This window comes from Phenylobacterium sp., assembly GCF_030681155.1.
Classification (GTDB): domain Bacteria; phylum Pseudomonadota; class Alphaproteobacteria; order Caulobacterales; family Caulobacteraceae; genus Phenylobacterium.
Genome location: NZ_JAUXXE010000034.1, coordinates 75,599 through 96,970 on the forward strand (window position 1 = coordinate 75,599; position 21,372 = coordinate 96,970).

Annotated in this window: 17 protein-coding genes, 2 tRNA genes and 2 pseudogenes; 13 read left to right on the top strand and 8 right to left on the bottom strand. The window is 65.9% G+C overall.

The genetic code is table 11. From position 1 onward, the window contains the following. Window positions 1–33 precede the first annotated feature (33 nt). From Q8M13_RS08815 to Q8M13_RS08825, 3 genes are all read left to right on the top strand, one after another. Window positions 34–258, top strand: coding sequence for a hypothetical protein (locus Q8M13_RS08815; protein WP_305299450.1), 225 nt, complete (start codon window positions 34–36; stop codon window positions 256–258). A gap of 5 nt (window positions 259–263) precedes the next feature. After that, window positions 264–623 carry a MarR family winged helix-turn-helix transcriptional regulator gene (locus Q8M13_RS08820; protein ID WP_305299452.1) on the top strand — a complete coding sequence of 120 codons (360 nt, stop codon included), beginning with the start codon at window positions 264–266 and terminating at the stop codon, window positions 621–623. Between the two features lie 145 nt (window positions 624–768). Continuing rightward, entirely contained in the window at window positions 769–1,233 is a 465-nt protein-coding gene (locus Q8M13_RS08825) for an Lrp/AsnC family transcriptional regulator (protein WP_305299454.1), read from the top strand. Here the strand turns inward: Q8M13_RS08825 and Q8M13_RS08830 are convergent. Continuing rightward, entirely contained in the window at window positions 1,230–1,802 is a 573-nt protein-coding gene (locus Q8M13_RS08830; RefSeq protein WP_305299455.1) for a TetR/AcrR family transcriptional regulator, read from the bottom strand. The genes Q8M13_RS08825 and Q8M13_RS08830 overlap by 4 nt on opposite strands. A 113-nt stretch (window positions 1,803–1,915) precedes the next feature. On the opposite strand from Q8M13_RS08830, the gene Q8M13_RS08835 reads away from it, so the two are divergent. The 5 genes and pseudogenes from Q8M13_RS08835 to Q8M13_RS21000 all read left to right on the top strand — a co-directional run. After that, entirely contained in the window at window positions 1,916–3,061 is a 1,146-nt protein-coding gene (locus tag Q8M13_RS08835) for an efflux RND transporter periplasmic adaptor subunit (protein ID WP_305299456.1), read from the top strand. A gap of 24 nt (window positions 3,062–3,085) precedes the next feature. Continuing rightward, on the top strand, window positions 3,086–6,307 hold the full coding sequence (locus tag Q8M13_RS08840) for an efflux RND transporter permease subunit (protein WP_305299458.1): 3,222 nt from the start codon (window positions 3,086–3,088) through the stop codon (window positions 6,305–6,307). Beyond that, entirely contained in the window at window positions 6,304–7,701 is a 1,398-nt protein-coding gene (locus tag Q8M13_RS08845) for an efflux transporter outer membrane subunit (protein WP_305299459.1), read from the top strand. Before Q8M13_RS08840 ends, Q8M13_RS08845 begins: the two co-directional genes overlap by 4 nt. Before the next feature lie 193 nt (window positions 7,702–7,894). Further along, window positions 7,895–8,094, top strand: a pseudogene (locus tag Q8M13_RS20995) (membrane dipeptidase); the annotation flags it as partial. A 35-nt stretch (window positions 8,095–8,129) separates the two neighbouring features. Further along, a pseudogene (locus Q8M13_RS21000) lies at window positions 8,130–8,237 on the top strand (membrane dipeptidase); the annotation flags it as partial. 66 nt (window positions 8,238–8,303) lie between these two features. On the opposite strand, the gene Q8M13_RS08850 reads toward Q8M13_RS21000, so the two are convergent. Next, window positions 8,304–8,380, bottom strand: a tRNA-Pro gene (locus tag Q8M13_RS08850). Window positions 8,381–8,534: 154 nt separating this feature from the next. Here Q8M13_RS08850 and Q8M13_RS08855 point away from each other — a divergent pair. Beyond that, a tRNA-Gln gene (locus Q8M13_RS08855) sits at window positions 8,535–8,608 on the top strand. Between the two features lie 94 nt (window positions 8,609–8,702). On the opposite strand, the gene Q8M13_RS08860 is transcribed toward Q8M13_RS08855, so the two are convergent. From Q8M13_RS08860 to Q8M13_RS08870, 3 genes are all read right to left on the bottom strand, one after another. Beyond that, on the bottom strand, window positions 8,703–10,673 hold the full coding sequence (locus Q8M13_RS08860; RefSeq protein ID WP_305299460.1) for a TonB-dependent siderophore receptor: 1,971 nt from the start codon (window positions 10,671–10,673) through the stop codon (window positions 8,703–8,705). Between the two features lie 126 nt (window positions 10,674–10,799). After that, window positions 10,800–11,345, bottom strand: a complete 546-nt coding sequence (locus tag Q8M13_RS08865) for a GNAT family N-acetyltransferase (RefSeq protein ID WP_305299461.1) — start codon at window positions 11,343–11,345, stop codon at window positions 10,800–10,802. After that, on the bottom strand, window positions 11,342–13,426 hold the full coding sequence (locus Q8M13_RS08870; RefSeq protein WP_305299463.1) for a S9 family peptidase: 2,085 nt from the start codon (window positions 13,424–13,426) through the stop codon (window positions 11,342–11,344). Before Q8M13_RS08870 ends, Q8M13_RS08865 begins: the two co-directional genes overlap by 4 nt. A gap of 196 nt (window positions 13,427–13,622) precedes the next feature. Between Q8M13_RS08870 and Q8M13_RS08875 the strand changes: the two genes are divergently transcribed. After that, window positions 13,623–14,453, top strand: a complete 831-nt coding sequence (locus Q8M13_RS08875; RefSeq protein ID WP_305299465.1) for a serine protease — start codon at window positions 13,623–13,625, stop codon at window positions 14,451–14,453. A 49-nt stretch (window positions 14,454–14,502) separates the two neighbouring features. On the opposite strand, the gene Q8M13_RS08880 is transcribed toward Q8M13_RS08875, so the two are convergent. Further along, on the bottom strand, window positions 14,503–14,952 hold the full coding sequence (locus Q8M13_RS08880) for a MaoC family dehydratase (RefSeq protein ID WP_304811193.1): 450 nt from the start codon (window positions 14,950–14,952) through the stop codon (window positions 14,503–14,505). A gap of 104 nt (window positions 14,953–15,056) precedes the next feature. Here Q8M13_RS08880 and Q8M13_RS08885 point away from each other — a divergent pair, with 104 nt between their 5' ends. After that, window positions 15,057–16,616 (top strand): aminoacyl--tRNA ligase-related protein, encoded by a 1,560-nt coding sequence (locus Q8M13_RS08885; protein ID WP_305299467.1) that lies wholly within the window; start codon window positions 15,057–15,059, stop codon window positions 16,614–16,616. Here Q8M13_RS08885 and Q8M13_RS08890 read toward each other — a convergent pair. Both Q8M13_RS08890 and Q8M13_RS08895 read right to left on the bottom strand, forming a co-directional pair. Next, window positions 16,613–17,302, bottom strand: coding sequence for a class I SAM-dependent methyltransferase (locus Q8M13_RS08890; protein WP_305299468.1), 690 nt, complete (start codon window positions 17,300–17,302; stop codon window positions 16,613–16,615). The genes Q8M13_RS08885 and Q8M13_RS08890 overlap by 4 nt on opposite strands. A 226-nt stretch (window positions 17,303–17,528) precedes the next feature. Continuing rightward, window positions 17,529–19,067 carry an acyl-CoA synthetase gene (locus Q8M13_RS08895; protein WP_305299469.1) on the bottom strand — a complete coding sequence of 513 codons (1,539 nt, stop codon included), beginning with the start codon at window positions 19,065–19,067 and terminating at the stop codon, window positions 17,529–17,531. Between the two features lie 140 nt (window positions 19,068–19,207). Between Q8M13_RS08895 and Q8M13_RS08900 the strand changes: the two genes are divergently transcribed. Both Q8M13_RS08900 and Q8M13_RS08905 read left to right on the top strand, forming a co-directional pair. Next, window positions 19,208–20,092: a crotonase/enoyl-CoA hydratase family protein gene (locus Q8M13_RS08900; protein WP_305299470.1), complete on the top strand. Its 885-nt coding sequence runs from the start codon at window positions 19,208–19,210 to the stop codon at window positions 20,090–20,092. A gap of 56 nt (window positions 20,093–20,148) precedes the next feature. Next, on the top strand, window positions 20,149–21,372 hold the full coding sequence (locus Q8M13_RS08905; RefSeq protein WP_305299472.1) for a DUF2336 domain-containing protein: 1,224 nt from the start codon (window positions 20,149–20,151) through the stop codon (window positions 21,370–21,372).

Genomic DNA, 21,372 nt, shown 5'->3' on the forward strand with positions numbered 1-21,372 from the left:
CAACCGCCGAACAAATACATTGGAGCGTTGCGTATGAAGCTGTGGGGCCAGATCTCGGTCGAGTTGAACGTCGGCGACTATGTCGAGGCCGCCGATCATCAAAAGCGCCTGGAGGATATTCTCCAACAGGTGCGGGCCGCCTACCCGGAGGCGACGCTGGCCATGCGCGAGCGGCGGCAACGGCGTCCGACCCCGGCCGTGCGACCTGCGCCGCCCAACATCGCGACGGGGCGGCTCAACGCCTACGCCGAATCCTGACGGCCATGCGTCCGAAGGATTCGCTGCTTCAGGCCCTGTCGCTGTTCCGAGGGCTCAATCCGACCATCACCGTCAATGAGATCATCAGCTTCCTCTACACCTGCGAGAACGAGGGGCTGAGCGTCCAGGAACTCGCCTTCGTGTCCCAGATGACCGAGCCGACCGCCTCGCGCAGCATCCGCTCATTTGGCCGGGAGGGGGCAGAGTGGGCCCGCGCCCCGGCCTGCGGGTTGGTCGAGGCCTTCATGAACCCCCGGGACGCCCGCAGCCGGGTGTTGCACCTGACGCCGGCCGGGGTCGCGATGCGTGAGCGCCTGGATGAGATCATCCGCCAGGGTGTTCGCATCGCGCCTGAGGCAGGTTGAGCGATCCGGTTTCATCTATGGAATGGGATTGCTCGCCTGCTCCTATCGCGATTGGACGCTCATTCATCGCGGTTCGTCGCGAAAGCGATGACGGGTTGGCGACGGCGCGCCCATGGTCCTCTCAATTTCAAGAGGGGAGGCGAGGATGGAGCTGCAGCTCGATCGCTTGGACATGCGGATCCTGTCGGCGCTGCAAGAGTGCAACCAGACCAGCGCCCATGAGCTCGCCGACCGGGTCCCGCTGTCGGCGTCGGCGATCCAGCGGCGGATTCGCTCCTATCGCCACAACGGGGTGATCACCGCCGACGTGTCGGTGCTCAATCCCAAGATCACGGGGGAGCATCTGTCGGTCGTCCTGTTGATCCAACTGGCGCAGCAGGGGCCGGCCCAACTGTCGGATCTGCGGGTGCGGCTGGGCAGGTCGCCGCACGTGCAGGTGATGATGGAGATCGCCGGGTCCCACGACCTGATGTGCATCACCATGTTCGAGAGCATGGAGAGCTTCAACGCCTTCGCCGACGCCGAGATCGCCGGCCACCCATCGGTCGGGCGTTACGAGACCATCTTCGTGCGGCGGCGGGTGAAGTTCGGGGCGGCCGTCCCGCTCTAGGGTTCCACCGCCGCCTGCAGCACCTTGGCGAGGCGGCTGCGCAGGCTGGCCCGGCCTTCCTCGTCCAGGTCGTGGTCGGAAGTGATCGCCTGGGACATGCAGACGCCCATGATCAGGTCGCCCGCCAACCGGGCGCGCACGTCGGCCTGGGGCCCGCCCAGCCAGGCGGCGAAGGGGTCGTGAAAATGGGTGCGCATCGAGCGACGTAGCGGCTCGGCCGCGGCGAGCGACGAGGCCGAGCGCAGCATGATGAGCAGATACTCGACGCCCTGATCGACGTCGCGATCGTCGAGTATCTTGGTGGCGACACGCGTGCCGAAGTCGCTGAGCGTGCCCTCGAACAGGTCCGAGGCGTCGGGCGCGCAATTCAGCACCTCGACGAAGAGCTCTTCTTTCGAGCCGAAGTAGCGGGACACCAGGGCGGCGTCGACCTTCGCGTCGGCTGCGATTTCGCGCAGGCTCGCGCCGTCATAACCTTCCTTCGCGAAACGGTTATGTGCCGCGTCCAGAATGGCTTGCCGTGTCGCGGCTGCATTACGCGTGCGGCTCGGGGCCGGTAGCTCCACCATTTCTTCTCGTTCCACCCTTGTTGTCATCGACTGTTGACATATGTAGGGGGTGTGGCTGTAAAAGTCATCAACTGTTGACTTGGGCGCCTCCCCGCGCCCGGCTGGGATAATTTATGCGCAAGTTTCTCGCGCCGTTCGTCGCAACGGCTGCTGCTGCAATGGTTTTGACCGCTTGCAGCAAGACCGAAGGCCCCCCGCAGATGCCTCCGCCGCAGGTTTCTGTGGCGACTCCCCTGAGGCAGTCTGTTGTTGATTGGGATGATTTCACCGGCCGCTTCGAGGCTCCGGAGCGCGTCGACGTGCGCGCTCGGGCCGGCGGCTACCTGCAAAGCGCGAACTTCCGCGAGGGCCAGTTCGTCCAGAAGGGACAGCTGTTGTTCCAACTGGATCCGCGCCCCGCGCAGGCCCAGCTCTCCGCCGCCCGCGCCCAGGCCCAACTCGCCTCCAGCGATCTGGCCCGGGCCGAAAGCCTGCTGAAGGTCCAGGCCATCAGCCGCGAAGAATACGACAGCAAGCGCGCGGCCAACGAGGTCGCCCAGGCGAGCGTTCGCGCTCGCGAGCTTGATCTCGAGTTCACCCGCGTGACCGCGCCGGTTTCCGGCGTCGTCTCCGACCGCCGCGTCGACCCGGGTAACGTGATCTCGGGCGGCGGCTCCGGCGCCGACGTCCTGACCACCATCGTCTCGACCACCCCGATCCACTTCGTGTTCGACGCTTCGGAAGCCCAGTTCCTGAAGAACCAACGCGACGCCGGAAAGGGCGGCAAGGTCCAGATCCGTCTTCAAGACGAGAGCGACTATCGCTGGACCGGCCAGGTCGACTTCACCGACAACACGCTCGACAACGCCTCCGGCGCAGTGCGCATGCGCGCCGTCGTGGCCAACCCCAACGGCTTCCTGAAGCCCGGGATGTTCGGCAAGGCGAAGGTCGAGGGCGGTCAAGCATATGAGGCGTTGTTGGTGCCGGAGGACGCTATCGTCCCCGATGGCGCCCGCAAGGCGGTCAATGTCGTCTCTCCCGACGGCACGGTCACTCTGAAGCCCGTGACGCTGGGCCCGCTCAGCCAGGGCCTGCGGGTCATCCGCACCGGCGTCAGCGCCAATGACAAGATCATCGTCAACGGCACCGCCCGGATGATGATGCCGGGTCAGAAGGTGAAGGCGACGCAGGTCAAGATCACGCCCAGGGCCGCGGCCGAACGCACGACGACTGTCACCATTCCCGTGGCCTCCAGCGCCACCCCCGCCGGCGCTCAGTAGCGCCAGGCAACGGGACAGGACCCAATGCGCTTTTCGCACTTCTTTATCGATCGCCCGATCTTCGCGGGCGTCATCGCGGTGTTCATCACCCTGATCGGGGCGTTCGCGCTGCCGCTGCTGCCGCTATCGCAGTATCCGGACATCGCGCCGCCGACGATCGCCGTCACAGCCATGTATCCTGGGGCGTCCGCCGAGACGCTCGCCGAGACGGTCGCTGCACCGATCGAGCAGGAGATCAACGGCGTCGAGGACATGCTCTACATGACCTCGTCGTCCACCGCCGACGGCATGGCGCAGATCTCAGTTACGTTCAAACCCGGCACCGACCTCGATGCGGCTCAGGTTCTGGTTCAGAACCGAGTCGCCCTGGCTGAGCCGCGGCTACCTGAGCAGGTGCGCCAGACCGGCGTGACGGTGAACAAGCAGCTTTCCGGCTTCTTGCTGATCGTGGCGCTGACCTCAAAGGATCCGAACGCCGACCTCGACTACATCGGCAACTACGCCAACTCGACCCTGCGCGACCGCATGTTGCGGATCGACGGCGTCGGCGGTGTCCAGGTGTTCGGCGGCGGCTTCTATTCGATGCGGGTCTGGATCGACCCCGGCAAGGCCGCGGCGCGCAACCTGACCGCGGGTGAAATCGTCGCTGCGCTTCGCGCCCAGAACGTCCAGGCCGCCGGTGGCGCGCTTGGCCAGGCTCCGTCCGACACGGGCGCAGCCTATCAGCTGCCCGTGCAGGTTCAGGGCCGTCTGGCCGATCCCGAAGAGTTCGGGAATATCGTTATCCGCACCGACGCCGACGGCCGCGTGACCCGCGTTCGCGACGTCGCGCGTGTCGAACTCGGCGCGCAGGACTACGGCATGCGCGGCTACTTCAGCGGAGATCGCGGCATTGGTCTGGCGATCGTGCAACAGCCGGGGTCGAACGCCCTGGCGACGGCCGCCGAGGTCCTGAAGGCGGTCGAGGAACTGAAGCCAACGATGCCGCAGGGGGTCACCTATCAGATCCCGTACAATCCGACGGAGTTCGTGCAGGCCTCGGTGGCCTCGGTCCAGAGCACCCTTTTCGAAGCGGTGATCCTGGTCATGATCGTCATCATGGTCTTCCTGCAGACGTGGCGGGCGGCGATCATTCCGATTATCGCCATTCCCGTCGCGCTGGTCGGCACCTTCGCGATCCAACTCGCGCTCGGCTACTCGCTGAACTCGCTGTCGCTGTTCGCCCTGGTTCTGGCCGTCGGCATCGTCGTCGATGACGCCATCGTCGTCGTCGAGGCCGTGGAGCGAAACATCAAGTTAGGCATGACTCCACGAGAGGCGGCCTATCGAACGATGGACGAGGTGTCCGGCGCCCTGATCGCCATCGGCCTGGTGCTGCTGGCCGTGTTCGTGCCGACCGCCTTCATGCCTGGCATCCCCGGCATGTTCTTCCGCCAGTTCGCCGTGACCATCGCGGCGGCGTCGGTGATCTCGCTCTTGGTGTCGCTGACCCTGTCGCCGGCGCTGGCGGCGATCCTGCTCAAGCCGCACGTCGAGCATGACGCCAATTCCGGCCCTCGCTGGATGAAGCCGATCAAGTATGCCGGCGACAAGTTCAACGCCGGTTTCGATTGGCTGAGCGACAAGTACGGCGCCCTGACCGCGCGTCTCGTGCGGGCTGGGATGATCATGCTGGTGATCTATGCCGGCCTGATCCTGATGACCGGATGGCGCCTGACGGCCACTCCGGCCGGGTTTATCCCGCAACAGGACCAAGGCTTCCTGATCGGCGTCGTGCAGCTTCCGCCGGGCGCTTCGCTGGAGCGCACCGACGCGGTGGTCCGCAAGGCCAGCGCCATCATCATGGACACCCCCGGCGTTCAGAACGTCGCGGCCTTCGCCGGTCTCGACGGGGCAAGCTTCTCGTCCAGCTCGAACGGCGGCGTGTTCTTCGTGAAGCTCGACGACTGGTCCAAGCGCGGCAAGGACATGTCGGCCGACGCCATGGCCGGTCAGGTCATGGGCCGGTTGGGTGGCATTGAGGAAGCCAACATCTTCTTCCTGGCGCCTCCCCCTGTCGAAGGCATGGGCAACGCCGGCGGCTTCAAGATGATGGTCCAGGACCGTTCGGGCGCTGGTTATCAGGCGCTGGAACAGGCCGCCAACGGACTGGTCGGCGCCGCGGCCCAGTCTCCGCAGACCACCGTCGGGGTGTTCTCGCAGTTTAACACCGGTTCGCCGCGTCTGAGCGCCGAGATCGACCGCGACAAGGCGCTGCTGATGGGCGTCCAGCCGGGCGACATCTATGACGCGCTGGGCACCTATCTCGGCTCGACCTATGTGAACGACTTCAACCTGCTCGGCCGCACCTTCCGCGTGACCGCCCAGGCCGAGGCCGACGCACGCGACGATCCGGCCGACATCGCCGCGATCAAGGTCCGTTCCGCCAGCGGCGGCATGGTGCCCTTGGGCTCGCTCGCCACCATCAAGGACGAAACCGGCCCGATCCGTGTTGTTCGCTACAACATGTTCCCGGCCGCCGAAGTCCAGGGCGGGGCGCCTCCCGGCGTCGCGTCGGGCGACGCGCTGGCGACCATGGAAGAGCTTGCGGCGAAGAACCTTCCGCAGGGCTTCAGCTACGAGTGGACCGAACTCGCCTTCCAGGAAAAGGCCGCTGGCAACGCCGGCGTCCTGGTCTTCGGCCTGGCTGTCGTGTTCGTGTTCCTGGTGCTGGCGGCTCAGTACGAGGCGTTCACCTTGCCGCTCGCGGTCATCCTGATCGTGCCGATGTGTATTCTGGCGGCCATTCTGGGCGTCAATCTACGGGGCCAGGACAACAACATCCTGACTCAGATCGGTCTGATCGTGCTGGTCGCCTTGGCCGCCAAGAACGCCATTCTGATCGTGGAGTTCGCCAAGCAGTCGGAAGAAGAGCACGGGGTCGACCGCTTCGAAGCGGCGGTCCGCGCCGCCAAGACCCGCCTGCGGCCGATCCTGATGACGTCGTTCGCCTTCATCCTGGGCGTGCTGCCTCTGGCCATCGCCAGTGGACCCGGCGCCGAGATGCGGCAGGCCCTGGGCACCGCGGTGTTCTTCGGGATGATCGGGGTCACCATCTTCGGCCTGATCTTCACGCCGGTATTCTACGTGCTCTGCCGCGGCCTCGCGGCCAAGCTCCCGAAGGCTCAGCGCAAGGAGAAGGACTATCCGACCACCGGTGGCGGCACGCCCCACACCCCGATCGAGTATGAAGGAGGCGCCAAGTGATCCGCCGTTCGCTTATCACAGCCCTCCTGTCCGCCACGGCGCTTAGCGCCTGCGCGGTTGGGCCAACCTACCAGGCGCCGGGGCCCATCGCCTCGGCGCAGGGGACCTTCGTAAGCGCCGAACCCACGATCGCCACCGCCGACGCCCCTCCGGGCGACTGGTGGCGGCTGTTCCAAGACCCGACCTTGGATGGTCTGGTCGAGGAGGCGCTGGTCGCCAACAAGGACGTGGCCATCGCCGCGGCCAACCTGTCCCGCGTTCGCGCGGTGCTCAGCGAGACGCGCGCTGGCCTCCTGCCCTCGACCACCGTCTCTGCGTCGGGTCAGCGGGTTCGTGACCAGAACCCGGTCAGCGGACAGTTCGGAGAGGCCGACGCCTATTTGGCCGGCTTCGACATGTCCTACGAGGTCGACCTGTTCGGCCGCGTGCGACGCAGCCTGGAGGCCAACCGCGCCGACACCGCCGCGGCCCAGGCCGCGCTGGACGTGGTGCGCGTTTCGGTCGCCGCCGAAACCGCTCGGGCCTATGCGGACATCTGCGCCGCCAACGCCCAGATCGCGGTGGTGAACCAGACGCTGGTGCTGCAACAGCAGACCTACGACGTCACGGCCCGGCAGCTTGAGGCCGGCCGTGGCACGGCTCTGGACACCTCCAGCGCCGCGACCCAGCTTGAGACCTCGCGCGCCCTGCTGCCCCCCCTGGCGGCGCAGCGTTCGTCGGCTTTGTTCCGCCTCGCGCTGCTGACCGGCAAGCCGCCGGCCGAAGCGCCCACGGCGGTCCTGGCTTGCAAGACTGTGCCGCAAGTCGCTGCTGCTCTGCCGGTTGGCGATGGCGCGGCGATGCTGGCGCGTCGTCCGGACGTGCGTCAGGCCGAGCGTGAACTGGCGGCGGCCACCGCCCGGATCGGCGTGGCCACGGCCTCGCTCTATCCCTCGGTGACCATCGGCGGTTCGATCTCGACGGCGGCCGCCAACACCGGAGATCTCGGCGACGACTTCCGGTTCAATGTCGGGCCGTTGATCAGTTGGAACTTCCCCAACATCGCCGCCAGCCGCGCCCGCATCAAGCAGGCCGGCGCCGGCGCGGAGGGGGCGTTGGCCAACTTCGAAAAGGCCAACCTTACCGCCTTGCAGGAAACCGAGACCGCGCTGACCCAGTATGCGCGCGAACTCGACCGTCGCACGGCCCTGCGCCGCGCGCGGGACGAGGGAGCCAAGGCTGTTCGCCTTGCGCGCCTGCGAAACGAGGCCGGCGTGGACAGCTTGCTGGTCCTGCTGGTGTCCGAAAAGAACCTGGCGCAGTTGGAAGCCCAGCTCGCCCTGTCCGACGCCCAAGTGACCACCAACCAGATCGCCTTGTTCAAGGCCCTGGGCGGCGGTTGGGGCGATAGCTAGGCCATAGAGGGCGGGCTCTCCTCCGGGGAGCCCGCCGCTCGCCACGCCGTAGCTCCTAGCCGGCGAAGAATCTCCATTGTGACGCTTATTCCTAGCTCAAGCTGGAAATAGAGGCGGCCGCCTTGGGTCGCCAAGTTCGTCTGGATTCGTCGCGGCCGAAGGCGGGAACGGGTGAGGGCACGGCGGCCGCTCGTCGCTGGGCAACGCCTCAGTTGGCCTGCTCAACGACCTGGGCGTCCTGATCGACGTCTCGCAGCTTACGTCCAAGGGGGTGTTCCAAACCCTGGAGCTGTCCCGCGCGCCGTCGTAGCGACTCACTCCGCGGCCCGCGCGCTCGCCGACCACACCCGCAATCTGTCCGACGCCGAGCTTGATGCGATCAAGGCCGGGGCCGGGGGAATCGGCGCCGATTCAATCATGGCGGGGGAATCGAAGGCTTCAGGAATGAGAGCCAGGCGCCGAACATCACGCGTGAGCTGGCGGCCCGCGGCTATAGCGAGGCGCAGATCGCCCAGATCTTTGGTGGTAACTTCCTGAGGGTGCTGACGGCCGCTGAGGCGGGGCGAGGCGCTAGTCTGGAGCGCTCTTCGCCGAAGTTCCCTTGGTCGGAGTGGCAGGATTCGAACCTGCGACCCCCGCGTCCCGAACGCGGTGCTCTACCAGACTGAGCCACACTCCGACTTGGGAGGGCGCCTTATAGGGGAGGCTCGTCTGCGCCGCAAGCGCCCTCGCATACCTCTGAAAGAACCTTTTTGGGGGCGTTGCATCCGGCGAATTGTTGGGCTATCTCCACGCCCTCGCCGCGGGGCGACTATCCCGCGAGCCGTTCCTGCTGGGGAATGGTGTAATGGTAACACTGCGGTTGTTGGTACCGTCATTCGAGGTTCGAGTCCTAGTTCCCCAGCCACTTCCTTTCAGACATAGCGCCGCCTTCGCGGCCTCCACCTGGGCGCTAGGCGCTATTCATTGTTTTAGTTTTGAAGCGCCGGCTTGCGCTTTGGCTAGCCGCCGAACTTCATCCGAACGCCACCGTTCACGACGAAGCCGTCGGTCGGCGCCCAGGCGTCCACGGTCCAGCGGCCATCGGGCGTGCGGCGCGGGCGTACCAGGGGGTCGTACTTGGTCTGGCGGATGTTCAGCAGGTTCTCCAGGTTCAGGAACACGCTGACATTCCCGACGATCACCTCGGCCAGGGCGCCGAGTTCCAGATAGGGCTTCCCCTCCGAGCGATAGGGGTTGTCCTCGATGTCCTGCTCACCGGTGTAATAGGCCTCCAGGCCGATGCGGCCCTTGCCGTGCCGCTCCCACATCGCCACCAGGCCCGCGGTGTGCCGCGGCGTCAGGGGAACCGTGCGGTGGCCGGGGCCGGCCGGGTCGGGTTCGGTGGCGTCGACATAGACATAGCTGCCGGTGACCGAGACCTCGTCCCAGCGATAGCGCAGCAAAAGTTCCGAGCCTCTGGTGCGGGTTTGTCCTGGCGCATTGATCAGTCGGACGAGATCGGCGCCCGGCGATCCAATGTCTTCCAGCCGCACGGCGTCGCTGATGTTCGAGCCGAAGAGGGTGATGTTGGCTTCGACCGGCCCGGACGCCCATCCGGCCTCGATCGATGCGGACTCCGCGGTCTCGGCCTTCAGCCCGTCCAGCGGCGCGAGCCGCGACAGCCCGGCCGCTTCGATTTCCTCCACGAACGGGGTGGGCGCGTAGAAGCCCGTGCCGACCGTGCCCCTGAACGTCCAGGGGCCTGGTCGGTAGAGCACCGAGAGCCTTGGGCTGAGGTGAGAGCCGTACTCGCTGTGGACGTCCCACCTGGCGCTCGCGGCCAAAGTTAGGTCTTCGCGAAGGCCATGCTCGGCCTGAACGAAGAGGGCGGGCGTGGTGTAGGTGTAGTCGAACGCTGGGAAGGTCTTGGACCGATAGACGTCCGATTGGATCGCGACGCCGGCGAGCCACGATGTCCGCGCCGCCTGGGTGGCGAATGACGCCTCTCCGAACAGGGTCTCGTGACGGTCGTCTTCGCGCACGTCGCCAAAGCGGTGCTTGTGCTTCTGGCTGACGCTGGAGACGCGCAGGTGAAACTTGCCCAGGTCCTCCACCGGAATCTCCGCGATCAGCCCACCGTCGAAACGCTGGGTGTCCTGGGTTTCGCGGAAGGCTTCGCCGCTGGGGACCGTGCGGCCCGGCAGGGCACCGCCGTCCCGGTGCTCGCCCATCGCGCCGAGGGTCAGGTGGGCGGTGGCACCGCTCGCTCCCTCCCAGAACAGGCGCGGACGCACGCTCCAGCGCTCATATCCGGGCATGTCGGCCCAGCCGTCGTCGTCCAGGTCCTGCTGGCTTTGTTGGTTGAGGCCGCCGACGATCGATCCGCGCCAGTTTTCACCCAGCGGGCTCTCGCCATAGGCCGTCAGGTCTTGGCCGTCGCGGCTCGTCAAATTGAGAAGAATCTCGCCCAGCGGCTCAGTGCCCGGCCGGCGGGAAACGAGATTGATCACCCCGCCCAGCGCTGAGGGGCCGTATAGCGCCGAGGCCGCGCCCTTGATGACTTCGACCTGGCCAAGGTCCGTCGGCGCGATCTGCAACAGGCCGAGGGATGAGGCCTGGCCGCCATAGAGCGGCAGGCCGTCGGCGAGCAACTGGGTGTAGCGGCCGCGCATGCCCTGCACCCGGATGTTCGATGAGCCGAGGCCGGGCGAGGTGACCTGCACGCGCAGGCCGCCGGTTTCACTGAGCAGCATGGCGATGTTGCCGGGCCGCATCAGCACCTTCTCCTCAATCTCCTCGCGACTGATCACCTCGACCCGGATCGGCTCGTCCTGCACGCGGCGCCCGGTGCGGGTGGCCTGGACGATGATCTCCTCGATCTCCTCGTCCTCGTCGGCGTGGTCCTGCGCATGGGCGGGCGCGGCGAGTGAGGAAGCCAGGGCCAGCGTCGCGGGGAAGATCGGCAATGGTGGAAGGGGTACTTTTCGCACAGCGACATCCGGCAAGAAGGCGATCTCGGCCGACCCGGCGGAGTCGGCCGTGCATACATCCTCCAGCAACTGGAGGAGCAAGCGAGCAGTGCGCGTTTGGGCGACGTTTCTCGTTGGTGGACCGGGCTAGACGCCGGCCAACATCATGCCAGGTGCGTCGGGCGCGGTCGCCGAACCGCCGTTGAGGGTCTTCTGCATCCACACGATGTCGACCCAGCGGCCCATCTTGTAGCCGAAGTCCTTGCCGACGCCGGCCGGTGCGAAACCGAGCGAGGTGTGAAGGCCAATGGACCCGGCGTTGTCGCTGTCGCCGATCACCGCGACCACTTGGCGGATGCCAAAGGCCTGGCAGGCGTCGAGCACGCCCGAAAGCACCGCCTTGCCGACCCCGCGGCCGACCGCTTGTGGGGCGACATAGACGCTGTCCTCGACCGTGTAGCGATAGGCCGCTCGCAGTCGGAAGGGACTGGCATAGGCAAAGCCCAGAACCTCGCCCGCATCCTCGGCGACCAGATAGGGCAGGCCGCGAGCGACGATCGCCTCCCGACGTCCGGCCATGTCCTCCAAGGTTGGCGGGACCTCCTCGAAGGTGCCGAAGCCGTTCAGGACGTGGTGGCCGTAGATGGCGGCCAGGGCCGCGACGTCCTGCGGTGTCGATGGCCTGACGATCATTGCTCCCAGCCTCGCTCGTTCGCCCAGATCGCGAAGGCGTAGTCGAGGGCGATCTCCTTCAGGAAATCAAAGCGGCCCGAGGCGCCGCCGTGTCCGGCCTCCATGTTGATCTTGAGCAGGATGGGAGCATCGCCGGTCGAATACTGACGCAGCTTGGCGACCCACTTCTCCGGCTCCCAGTAGGTGACACGGGGATCCGACAGGCCTCCGGTGGCCAGCACCGGCGGATAGGCCTGGGCGCTGACCTGATCATAGGGGCTGTAGCTGGCGATCCGGTCGTAGGCCTCCGGATCCTCGATGGGATTGCCCCATTCGGGCCACTCCGGCGGGGTGAGCGGCAGGGAGGTGTCGCTCATGGTGTTGAGCACATCGACGAACGGCACCGCGGCGATGATGCCGGACCACAGGTCGGGGCGCAGATTGACCACCGCGCCCATCAGCATGCCGCCGGCCGAGCCGCCATAGGCGACCATGCGGCCGGCCTTGCCGTAGCCTTGCTCTGAGAGATGCTCAGCGCAGGCTATGAAGTCCGTGAAGGTGTTGGTCTTCTTCTCCTTGCGGCCGTCCAGGAACCAGCCCCAGCCCTTGTCGGAGCCGCCACGGACATGGGCCACGGCCCAGATCCATCCGCGATCCACCAGGCTGAGATTGCGGATCGAGAAGCTGGGCTCCATCGCATGGCCATAGGAGCCGTAGCCATAGAGCAGCAGGGGCGCCGAGCCGTCGAGCGGGGTGTCCTTCAGCATCAGGACGGTGACCGGCACCTGCGCCCCGTCCTTGGCGGTGGCGTAGAGCCGGCGCGCCACATAGCGGGCCGGATCGTGGCCGGAGGGAATTTCCTGCGTCTTGCGCAGGGTGCGCTCGCGGCTCGTCATGTCGTAGTCGAACCACTGTCGGGGTGTGGTCGGCGACTGATAGACGAAGCGGGTGAGGGTGGTGTCGTATTCGTAGCCGCCTTCCAGCGACAGGGCGTAGGCCTCTTCCTCGAAGGCGATCTCATGGTCTTCGCCGTCGCGGGCCATGACGATGATGCGGTCGCTGGCGTTGACGCGTTCGGCGCGGACCAGATGGCCGGCGAAGGCGGCGAAGCCGGTGATGTAGCGGCCGGGCTCATGCGGGACGAAGTCGGTCCAGGTCGAGCGGGCCGGGATCTCGGCGCCCGAGGTCGACAGCTTGAAGTCCACCGCGTCATCGGCGTTCGTGCGGATCACCCAGCGGTCGGTCCAGTGATCGAGGTCGTACTTCACGCCCACCTGCCGGGGCTCGGCGACGAAGGGCGGCCGTTCAGGTTCGGCGGCCGGAATCAGCCAGATCTCGGTTGTTTCCTGGTTGCCGACATGGATCACCACGTGGCTGTCGTCGGAGGTCGTGCCGACGCCCAGGAACATCCCCTCGTCGGCTTCTTCATAAACCAGCACATCCTCGCCGCCGCGCGCGGGGCGGCGGAAGACTTTCGAGGGGCGGGCGTTCTCGTCGCGCCAGATCCAGAACAGCCACTGGCTGTCGGGCGAGAAGGTGAAGTCGCCATAGGCGCTGTCGATGACGTGTTCGAGGGTCTCGCCGGTGGCGAGGTCCTTCACCCGGATCGTGTAGTATTCGGAGCCCTGCTCATCGGCTGCCCAGGCGTAGAGCCGGTGGTCGGGGCTGTGGTGAGCCGCGCCGACCTGAAAGAAGGCCTTGTCCTTGGCCAGCGCCACCTCGTCCAGCAACACGACCTCGCCGTCGTCCCGCCCGCGCGGGCGCCGACCATGGACGGGATGCTCCGCGCCGATTTCGTAACGCACATAATAGTCCCAGGCGCCGTCGGAGGCGGGAACGGACGAATCATCCTGCTTGATCCGGCCCTTCATCTCCGCAAACAGCTGCGCCTGGAGCGCCTCGGTGCCGGCCAGGAGGTCCTTGGTGTAGGCGTTCTCGGCGGTCAGATGCTCGCGGATATCGGCGCGCAACACCTTTGGGTCGCGCAGGACCTCGCGCCAGTTGTCGTCCTTCATCCAGGCATAGTCGTCGGTGCGCGTGCGCCCGAGTTGTTCGATGACTTTGGGTTCGCGGCGGGCGACGGGGGGCGTGGAAGCGGTCATACCCAACTACATGCGATGGAGACGTTCCAGGCTCAAGGTTCGACGCGCATTGCGTGTTCGGTTTGACCTGTTGCATCCACGCCGCGCGGCGATCGGGCGCATCGCTGAATGACGGCAAGGTGCTTTGCGTTAACCATGTTCTTAATTAAATGTCGCAAGTGTCGGGTAGGTACGAATTCAGTAGTTAGGGGCGTCGATGGCTTGGGACCTTGCCGTGGAGCTGATCCATGCGACGGTTCAGCTTGAACAACCGCTGGGCGACGGTACGCGCACCGTCGGCACCGGCTTCCTGATCGCGGAAACGGCGCCGGACGGCACGCCGCGAACCGTGCTGGTGACGGCCAATCACGTGCTCGCCAAGATGCCGGGGAACGAGGCGCGGATCGGCTATCGCATCGCCAATCCCGACGGCAGCTGGAGCTATTCGCCCCAGACGCTGCGTATCCGCGACGCCGACGGCGCCAAGCTCTGGACGCAGCACCCGTCGCGCGACGTGGCGGCGATCACCATCAAGGCGCCCGACGAGTTCGCCAAGGCCGCCATTCCGCTGAACTGGTTGGCGCAGGACGAAACCTTCCAGATCAATCAGGTCGGGGCGGGCGACGAGATGATGGCGCTGGGCTTCCCGCGCGGGCTCGCGGCCAATCAGGCCGGCTTCCCCATCCTGCGCTCCGGTCGCGTGGCCTCGTTCCCGATCGCGCCGGCCCAGGTCTTCCCGACCTTCCTGCTCGATTTCACGGTGTTCCCGGGCAATTCGGGCGGCCCGGTCTTCATGTCCCAGGCCGCGCGTCGGCGCGTCGGGGCCGATGAGGGACGCGATGTTCAGTTCATCGCTGGTCTGCTGACCCAGCAGGTCGAGTTGAACAGCGAACGCCTGGAGATCGGCATCGTCACCCACGCCAAGTTCATCCGCGAAACCTTGATGCTGATGGACAATCCGCACGCGCAGATCACCCAGGCGCGCAACGAAGTCGTTACGGGCGCTCGCGCCGCGTCGGCCGAAGAGGCGGTTTCTAGGGAATATTAGAGCAGGTGACGCCGCCCCTCCCGCCAACGGGAAGGGCGGCCGTCAGGTCTTAGGCGCCGTAGACGACCGAAATGGTCTCGGCGATGCAGGCGGGCTTGGCCTCGCCTTCGATCTCGATGGTGCACTCATTCTTCAGCTGCATGCCGCCGGCCTTGGCCTCGGCGCCGATCAGCTTCTGGCGCATGCGCACGCGCTTGCCGACGCGGACCATGTTGATGAAGCGGACCTTGTCGGAGCCGTAGTTGATGCCGCGGGTCACGCCCTTGATCGGCAGCATGCCAGCGCCCAGGAACGGGATCAGCGACAGGGTCAGGTAGCCGTGAGCGATCGGGCCGCCGATTTCCTTCGTGGCGCGTTCGACATCAACGTGGATCCATTGATGGTCGCCGGTGGCTTCGGCGAATTGGTTGACGCGCTCTTGGGTGATTTCCACCCAATCCGACACGCCGACTTCTTGGCCTACCAGGCCAGCCAGGTCCTTGAACTCCACCGGGTTCATTGTTTTCTCCCAAATCGAATTGAAACAGGTGTTCGACGTCTAGCAGTTGCCCAGCCTTGAGCAACGGCTTTGACGTCGCCGAAAGGGACTTTAAAGAGCGCCCTATGCAACGAGCTCTCAGCGTCAGCCGGATGACCGGCAACAAGTCGACTTTCCCCGACTGGTATCAAGCCATCGTCCGCGAGGCGGACATGGCCGAGGTCAGCCCTGTGCGTGGGTCCATGATCATCAAGCCATGGGGCTATGGGGTCTGGGAGCGCATTCAGCAGACCATGGATCGCCGCATCAAGGAGATGGGCGTCGATAACGCCTACTTCCCGCTGTTCATCCCGCTCAGCTTCTTCGCCAAGGAAGCTGAACACGTCGAAGGCTTCGCCAAGGAAATGGCGGTGGTCACCCACCACCGGCTGAAGAACATCGACGGCAAGCTGCAGCCCGATCCCGACGCCAAGCTGGAAGAGCCCCTGATCGTCCGCCCGACCTCGGAGACGATCATCGGCGACGCCTTCTCGCGTTGGATCAAGAGCTATCGGGACCTGCCGATGAAGATCAACCAGTGGGCCAATGTGGTCCGCTGGGAGATGCGCACGCGCCTGTTCCTGCGCACTTCGGAATTCCTCTGGCAGGAGGGGCATACCGCCCACGTCAGCCGCGAGGACGCCCTGGCCTCCACGCTTCAGGCGCTGGAAATGTACCGGGAGTTCTCCGAGACCGTGCTCGCCATGCCGGTGATCGCCGGCGAGAAGCCCGAGAACGAACGCTTCCCCGGCGCGGAAGCCACCTATTCCATTGAAGCGATGATGCAGGACGGCAAGGCGCTGCAGGCCGGCACCTCGCACTATCTGGGCACCAGCTTCTCCCGCGCCCAGAACATCCGCTACCAGAGCGACAGCGGCGACCTGGAATTCTGCCACACCTCGAGCTGGGGCGTGTCGACCCGCTTGATCGGCGGCGTGATCATGACCCACGGCGACGACGACGGCCTGCGCCTGCCGCCCGCCATCGCTCCGCGCCAGATCGTCGTGGTGCCGATGCTGCGCGGCAAGCCCGAGGATGCTGAAGTCCTGGCCTTCGCCGAGGGCCTGGTGAAGGCGCTGCATGAGAAGTTCGCGCTGGGCGAGCCGATCCGCGCCCTGCTGGACACCAAGGACCAGAAGTCGAGCGACAAGCGCTGGAACTGGGTGCGCCGCGGCGCGCCGATCATCGTCGAGCTGGGGCCGCGCGATGCAGCGTCCGGTCAGGTGACCTTCATGCGCCGCGACAACCTCCGCGACGGCGACAAGGTGCAGTCCCAAGCGATGTCGCGCGACGACTTCGTCGACGCCGCGCCCGGCCTGCTGGCTGCGATCCAGCAGACCCTGTTCGAAGAGGCCAAGGCCAGCCTGGACGCCAACATTCGCGGCGACCTGACCACCTTCGACCAGGTCGCCGAGTACTTCGGCAAGGTGTCGGACGAAGAGGAAGAAACCTCGGCCTTCAAGGGCTGGGTTCGCGCTTCCTGGTCGCGCCCGACGGGCGAGGCCCTGGACGCTGTCGAACAGCGCCTCAAGGGCTTCAAGCTCACCTTGCGCAACGCGCCGATGAACCAACCGTCCAGCTTCGGACCCTGCGTCTTCACCGGTGAGCCCGGTGTTGAAGAGATCCTGATCGGGCGTTCCTACTAGCCGGGCGCCTCGGCGAGGTAGGTGGCGTAGACGCCATCGTGGGTGCGCTCCTGCAGCGTAAAGCCCGCCTCGCTGATCATCCGCTCGAGGATCCAGCCAAAGGTCGAGTGCTCTTCGCGCACATGACAAGCCCCATCGGCCCGGCTGTAGCCGCTCTGCTGGATCAGGTCCTCGATCCAGCGCGCTGCGGTGAGCGGCACGGCGTCTGGCGTGCAGTTGAAGACCACATCGCGGATATAGATGCGGCCGCCGGGCTTCAGCGCATCGCGCATCCGCGTCAAGGCCACGGCCTTCCATAGGTCGGGCAGGTGGTGCAACGCCGCCTTGGTGACGATCAGATCTAGGTCGCCTGACCCCGCGAAGGTCAGGAAGCCCTCGCGCTCGAAGGTGATGTTGGCCAGGCCCTGCGACCTTGCCCTGGCCTCCGCCGCACGCAGCATGGCCGCCGAGACGTCGATCGCGCGGACCGATCCGGCCATCGTCGCGGCTGTGCAGGCCAATAGCCCGGTTCCGCAGCCGATATCGGCCATGGCCGTCGTCGGCGTCACGCCAAGCCGGGTCAGCAGGGCGCGGTCGGCGTCGATCGAGCCGCCTTGTCGGGCGTCATAGGTGGCGACTTCAGCCTCGTCCTCGAAATCGAGGCCGATCTGCTTGAGGTCGTCGTACCACCAGTCGGGTTGGGTCACGTCTATCTCCATCGAATAGGCGGATGGAGAGCTCTAGCCGGTCCATCCGCGAGGGAAGGGAACCGGCGAGAGAGCGGCCGCGTCAGGCCGAGTTCGTCCGTCAGGTCCCCGAGGAGGGGACGGTTACGTTCAGAACTTGGTTGGGCTGGGCGCGCATCGGGGCTGAGCTTAGGAGCTTGTCTCGCGATGCGCCAGACCAATGTTACCCGGACGCCTGGGCCCGTCGCTACACGATCTTGGAGCCTTCCTTGCCCCAATAGGCGTCGCGGATGAGGCGCTTGTAGAGCTTGCCGGTCGGGTGGCGAGGCAGTTCCTGCATGAAGTCGATGACCCGTGGCGACTTCACGTGGCTGAGGTTGGCGCGGCAGAAGGCGGCCAGTTCGGCCTTGAGGTCTTCGCCGGCGTTGGCCCATTCCATCGGCTGGATCACAGCGATCACCTGTTCGCCCATCTCCTCGTGCGGCCCGCCGACCACCGCGGCGTCGGCGACCTTCGGGTGGGTGATCAGCAGGTTTTCGAGTTCCTGCGGATAGATGTTCACGCCGCCGGAGATGATCATGAAGCTCTTGCGGTCGGTCAGGTAGAGGAAGCCCTCCTCATCGACCCAGCCCACATCGCCCAGTGTGGTCCAACCATGCTTGTTGGTGTTCTCGGCGATCTTCTCTGGAGCATTGTGATAGCTCAGCGGCGTGCCGCCGCCGAAATAGATGGTGCCCTCGGTGCGTGGCGGGACCTCTTCGCCGTCCTCGCCGACGACGTGCAGTTCGGCGGTCGTCGCCTTGCCTACTGAACCCTTGTGGGTCAGCCAGTCGTGCGGGCCGATGTAGCAGAAGCCGTTGCCCTCGCTGCCGGCGTAGTACTCGTGGATCACCGGCCCCCACCAAGACATCATCTGTTCCTTGACCGGCACCGGGCAAGGGGCGGCGGCGTGGACGGCCGAGCGCATCGACGAGACGTCGTACTTGGCCCTGACCTCGGGCGGCAGCTTCAGCATTCGAACGAAGTGGGTCGGCACGAATTGGCCGACATCGACCTTGTATTTCTGGATCAGCGCCAGCGCTTCTTCCGGGTCAAATTTCTCCATCACCACGACCGTGCCGCCAAGGCGGTGGACGCTCATGCACCAGCGCAGCGGGGCGGCGTGGTAGAGCGGGGCCGGCGAGATGTAGACGCTGTCGTTCTGGAACCCGAACAGCCCCTGGGCCATCATCGCCAGCGCGTAGGGCGCGTCGATAGGCCCGCCGGTCAGCGGCGGCTTGATGCCTTTCGGACGACCTGTGGTCCCGGACGAGTAGAGCATGTCCGCGCCGGCGGTTTCATCGGCGATCGGCGTGGCCGGATGCTTGTCGCGAGCCGCTTCGAAGCTCTCGTAGGGCGCGCGGGCCTCTCCGACCATGAACAGCTTCAGGTTCGGCGCCAGGGCGGGGATTTCGTCGATCACCGGACCGACGCCGGCCGAGGTGATCAGCACCTTCGCCTCGCAGTCGGTCAGGATGTACTCGATCTCGCCGGCGGTCAGCTTTGATGACATGCAGGCGTAGTAGAGACCGGCACGCTGGGCGGCCCAGGCGATCTCGAAGAACCGGGGATGGTTGTCCATCAGGATCGCGATCACGTCGCCGGCCTTCAGCCCCAGCGACCGGAACAGCTGCGCGCCTTGGTTGGAGCGGTCGTCGAGCTGCTTGTAGGTCACCTGTTCGCCGGAGCCGGCCATGATGTAGGCGGCGCGGTCGGGGTGGGTCTGCGCGTGCGTAGCCGGATGCATGAACTCTTCCTTGCGGCGGCCGGGCGCTGTGTTCGCGCCTCGACCGTCCTCCCTGAATTATCGTTGTTCACTCACATATGCGGTGCTTGACGGACCGTCCGTCAAGCGGGGCGGAATGAACAAAACCACGGGAGGATGAGATGGCGAACCACAGCTTCGAAACCCTGGCCTACGAGCTTGAGGACGGGGTGGCGACGATCACCCTCAATCGCCCCGACAAGCTCAACGCCTTCAACACCCAGATGATGAAAGACCTGATCGCGGTGTTCGACGTCACCGACGCTGACGATGCGGTGAAGGCGGTGATCGTCACCGGGGCTGGGCGCGGTTTCTGCGCCGGGGCCGACCTTTCGGCCGGCGGCGAGACCTTCGACTATGATAAGCGCGGGGGTGAGGACCAAGCCGCCCGCCAACGCGACGGCGTTCAGCGTGACGGTGGCGGGCTGGTGTCGTTGCGGATCTACGACAGCCTCAAGCCGGTGATCGCGGCAGTGAATGGGCCGGCGGTCGGCGTCGGCGTGACTATGCAGTTGCCCATGGATATCCGCTTGGCGTCCACCGAGGCGCGGTTCGGCCTGGTCTTCGCGCGGCGCGGCCTCAATCCAGAAGCTGCCTCTTCGTGGTTCCTGCCTCGGTTGGTCGGCGTCCAGACCGCGCTTGAGTGGTGCTACACCGGCCGGGTGTTCTCGGCGCAGGAGGCGCTGGATCGCGGCCTCGTGCGGTCGCTGCATGCGCCAGACGAACTGCTGCCGGCGGCCAGGGCCCTGGCCCGCGAGATCGTCGAAAACACCGCGCCGGTTTCGATCGCGATCACTCGCCAACTGATCTGGCGGATGGCGGGCGCGCCCCACCCGATGGACGCGCACCGCGCCGACAGTCGTGGCATCCAAATCCGGGGCGCGATGGCCGATGCTCGCGAGGGCGTGATGTCGTTCCTGGAGAAACGCCCCCCGGTCTTCCCCAATCAGGTTTCGACGGACCTGCCGGATATTTGGCCTCATTGGGATGCGCCGGAATTCAAGTGAACGGGTGATTAAGCGCGGTGTGATTCGATGGAGTCTGGCCTTGCTCCGGACCTCTCATGAACCTGCCGCAGTCGCCGACCGATCTTGAACCCTCGCGGGAGGCCGCCCTGGCTTCCCGCGCGCGCGGGATTTTGTTGCGGCGGTTGGCCGACGTCGTCTGCCTGCCGACCTCTCGTGTGAACGTGTTCGAGCGGGCGATGACCGCCGACCTGCTGGTCGACATGCTGCGCGAGGCTGAGCCGGCCGAGCGAAAGAAGGTCGCGGCCCGGCTGTCCGGGATGATGGAAATTCCCGCGAGCCTCGTGGGCTTCCTGCTGCGCGATGAGGTCGATGTCGCCGAAGAGCTGCTGATCAACGCCGCGGTTCTCTCGGACGCCGATCTGCTCGACTGCGCCCGCATGACGGGGCTGGAACACCGGCGTCTGATCGCCCTGCTTGGCGGCGTCAGCGAGGTCGTGTGCGATGTATTGATCGAGTTCGGCGAGATCCTGGTTCTGGAGTGCTTGCTCAAGAACAATGACGCGCGGTTCTCGACGGGCGGGATCGAGGCGGTGGTCGCTCTGACGCGCGGCGACGCACGCCTGACCTCGGCCCTGCTGAAGCGTCCCGAGTTGCGCCCGGCCCACGCCTATATGCTCTTCTGGTGGGCGGACGCCGAGACACGCAACGTCATCCTTCGCCGTTTCGCCGTCTCGCGGGAGATATTGCAGGACGCCGCCAGCGACATCTTCGCCATTGCGGCCGAGGAGAACTGGCAAGATCCGGTGTCGCGCAAGGCGCTGCAGTTTATTGAGCGTCGCCAGCGCAGCCGTCTCACCTCGGAGGATGAGGCGGCCAAGAGCCTCGAGGACGCCGTAACCGGGGCGCAGCACGGCCTGACGCCGGAAATCGCGGAGGAGATTTCCTATCTTTCCGGGATCAAGCCGATGATCGGCGTCCGTATCTTCGCTGATCTAGGCGGTGAGCCGATCGCCGTGCTTTGCAAGGCCACCGGCCTGCCCAAGCAAGCCATCCGCGCGCTGTGGCGGGGTTTGAAGCGCTCCGAAGTCGATGGCGCGGGCGGCCCGTCGCCCGCGCTGGAGCGAGTTATGATCGTCTACGACATGATCGCGGTGGATCGCGCCCAAACAGTGCTTCGATATTGGAACTGGTCGATGAGTTCGGTGCTCACACCAGCGTTGGTTCGCGCAGTCCGAAACGACGGCGAATTCACTCCTGGCGAATACTCAGACCCAGAATGGGCGGCCATGCTGACGCTTTCGAAGGATTTTGACCGCTAA

Coding starts and splice junctions, on each gene's coding strand:
- Q8M13_RS08815 (WP_305299450.1), top strand. CDS start 34: ATGAAGCTGTGGGGCCAGATCTCGGTCGAGTTGAACGTCGGCGACTAT.
- Q8M13_RS08820 (WP_305299452.1), top strand. CDS start 264: ATGCGTCCGAAGGATTCGCTGCTTCAGGCCCTGTCGCTGTTCCGAGGG.
- Q8M13_RS08825 (WP_305299454.1), top strand. CDS start 769: ATGGAGCTGCAGCTCGATCGCTTGGACATGCGGATCCTGTCGGCGCTG.
- Q8M13_RS08830 (WP_305299455.1), bottom strand. CDS start 1,802: ATGGTGGAGCTACCGGCCCCGAGCCGCACGCGTAATGCAGCCGCGACA.
- Q8M13_RS08835 (WP_305299456.1), top strand. CDS start 1,916: ATGCGCAAGTTTCTCGCGCCGTTCGTCGCAACGGCTGCTGCTGCAATG.
- Q8M13_RS08840 (WP_305299458.1), top strand. CDS start 3,086: ATGCGCTTTTCGCACTTCTTTATCGATCGCCCGATCTTCGCGGGCGTC.
- Q8M13_RS08865 (WP_305299461.1), bottom strand. CDS start 11,345: ATGATCGTCAGGCCATCGACACCGCAGGACGTCGCGGCCCTGGCCGCC.
- Q8M13_RS08870 (WP_305299463.1), bottom strand. CDS start 13,426: ATGACCGCTTCCACGCCCCCCGTCGCCCGCCGCGAACCCAAAGTCATC.
- Q8M13_RS08875 (WP_305299465.1), top strand. CDS start 13,623: ATGGCTTGGGACCTTGCCGTGGAGCTGATCCATGCGACGGTTCAGCTT.
- Q8M13_RS08880 (WP_304811193.1), bottom strand. CDS start 14,952: ATGAACCCGGTGGAGTTCAAGGACCTGGCTGGCCTGGTAGGCCAAGAA.
- Q8M13_RS08885 (WP_305299467.1), top strand. CDS start 15,057: ATGCAACGAGCTCTCAGCGTCAGCCGGATGACCGGCAACAAGTCGACT.
- Q8M13_RS08895 (WP_305299469.1), bottom strand. CDS start 19,067: ATGCATCCGGCTACGCACGCGCAGACCCACCCCGACCGCGCCGCCTAC.
- Q8M13_RS08900 (WP_305299470.1), top strand. CDS start 19,208: ATGGCGAACCACAGCTTCGAAACCCTGGCCTACGAGCTTGAGGACGGG.
- Q8M13_RS08905 (WP_305299472.1), top strand. CDS start 20,149: ATGAACCTGCCGCAGTCGCCGACCGATCTTGAACCCTCGCGGGAGGCC.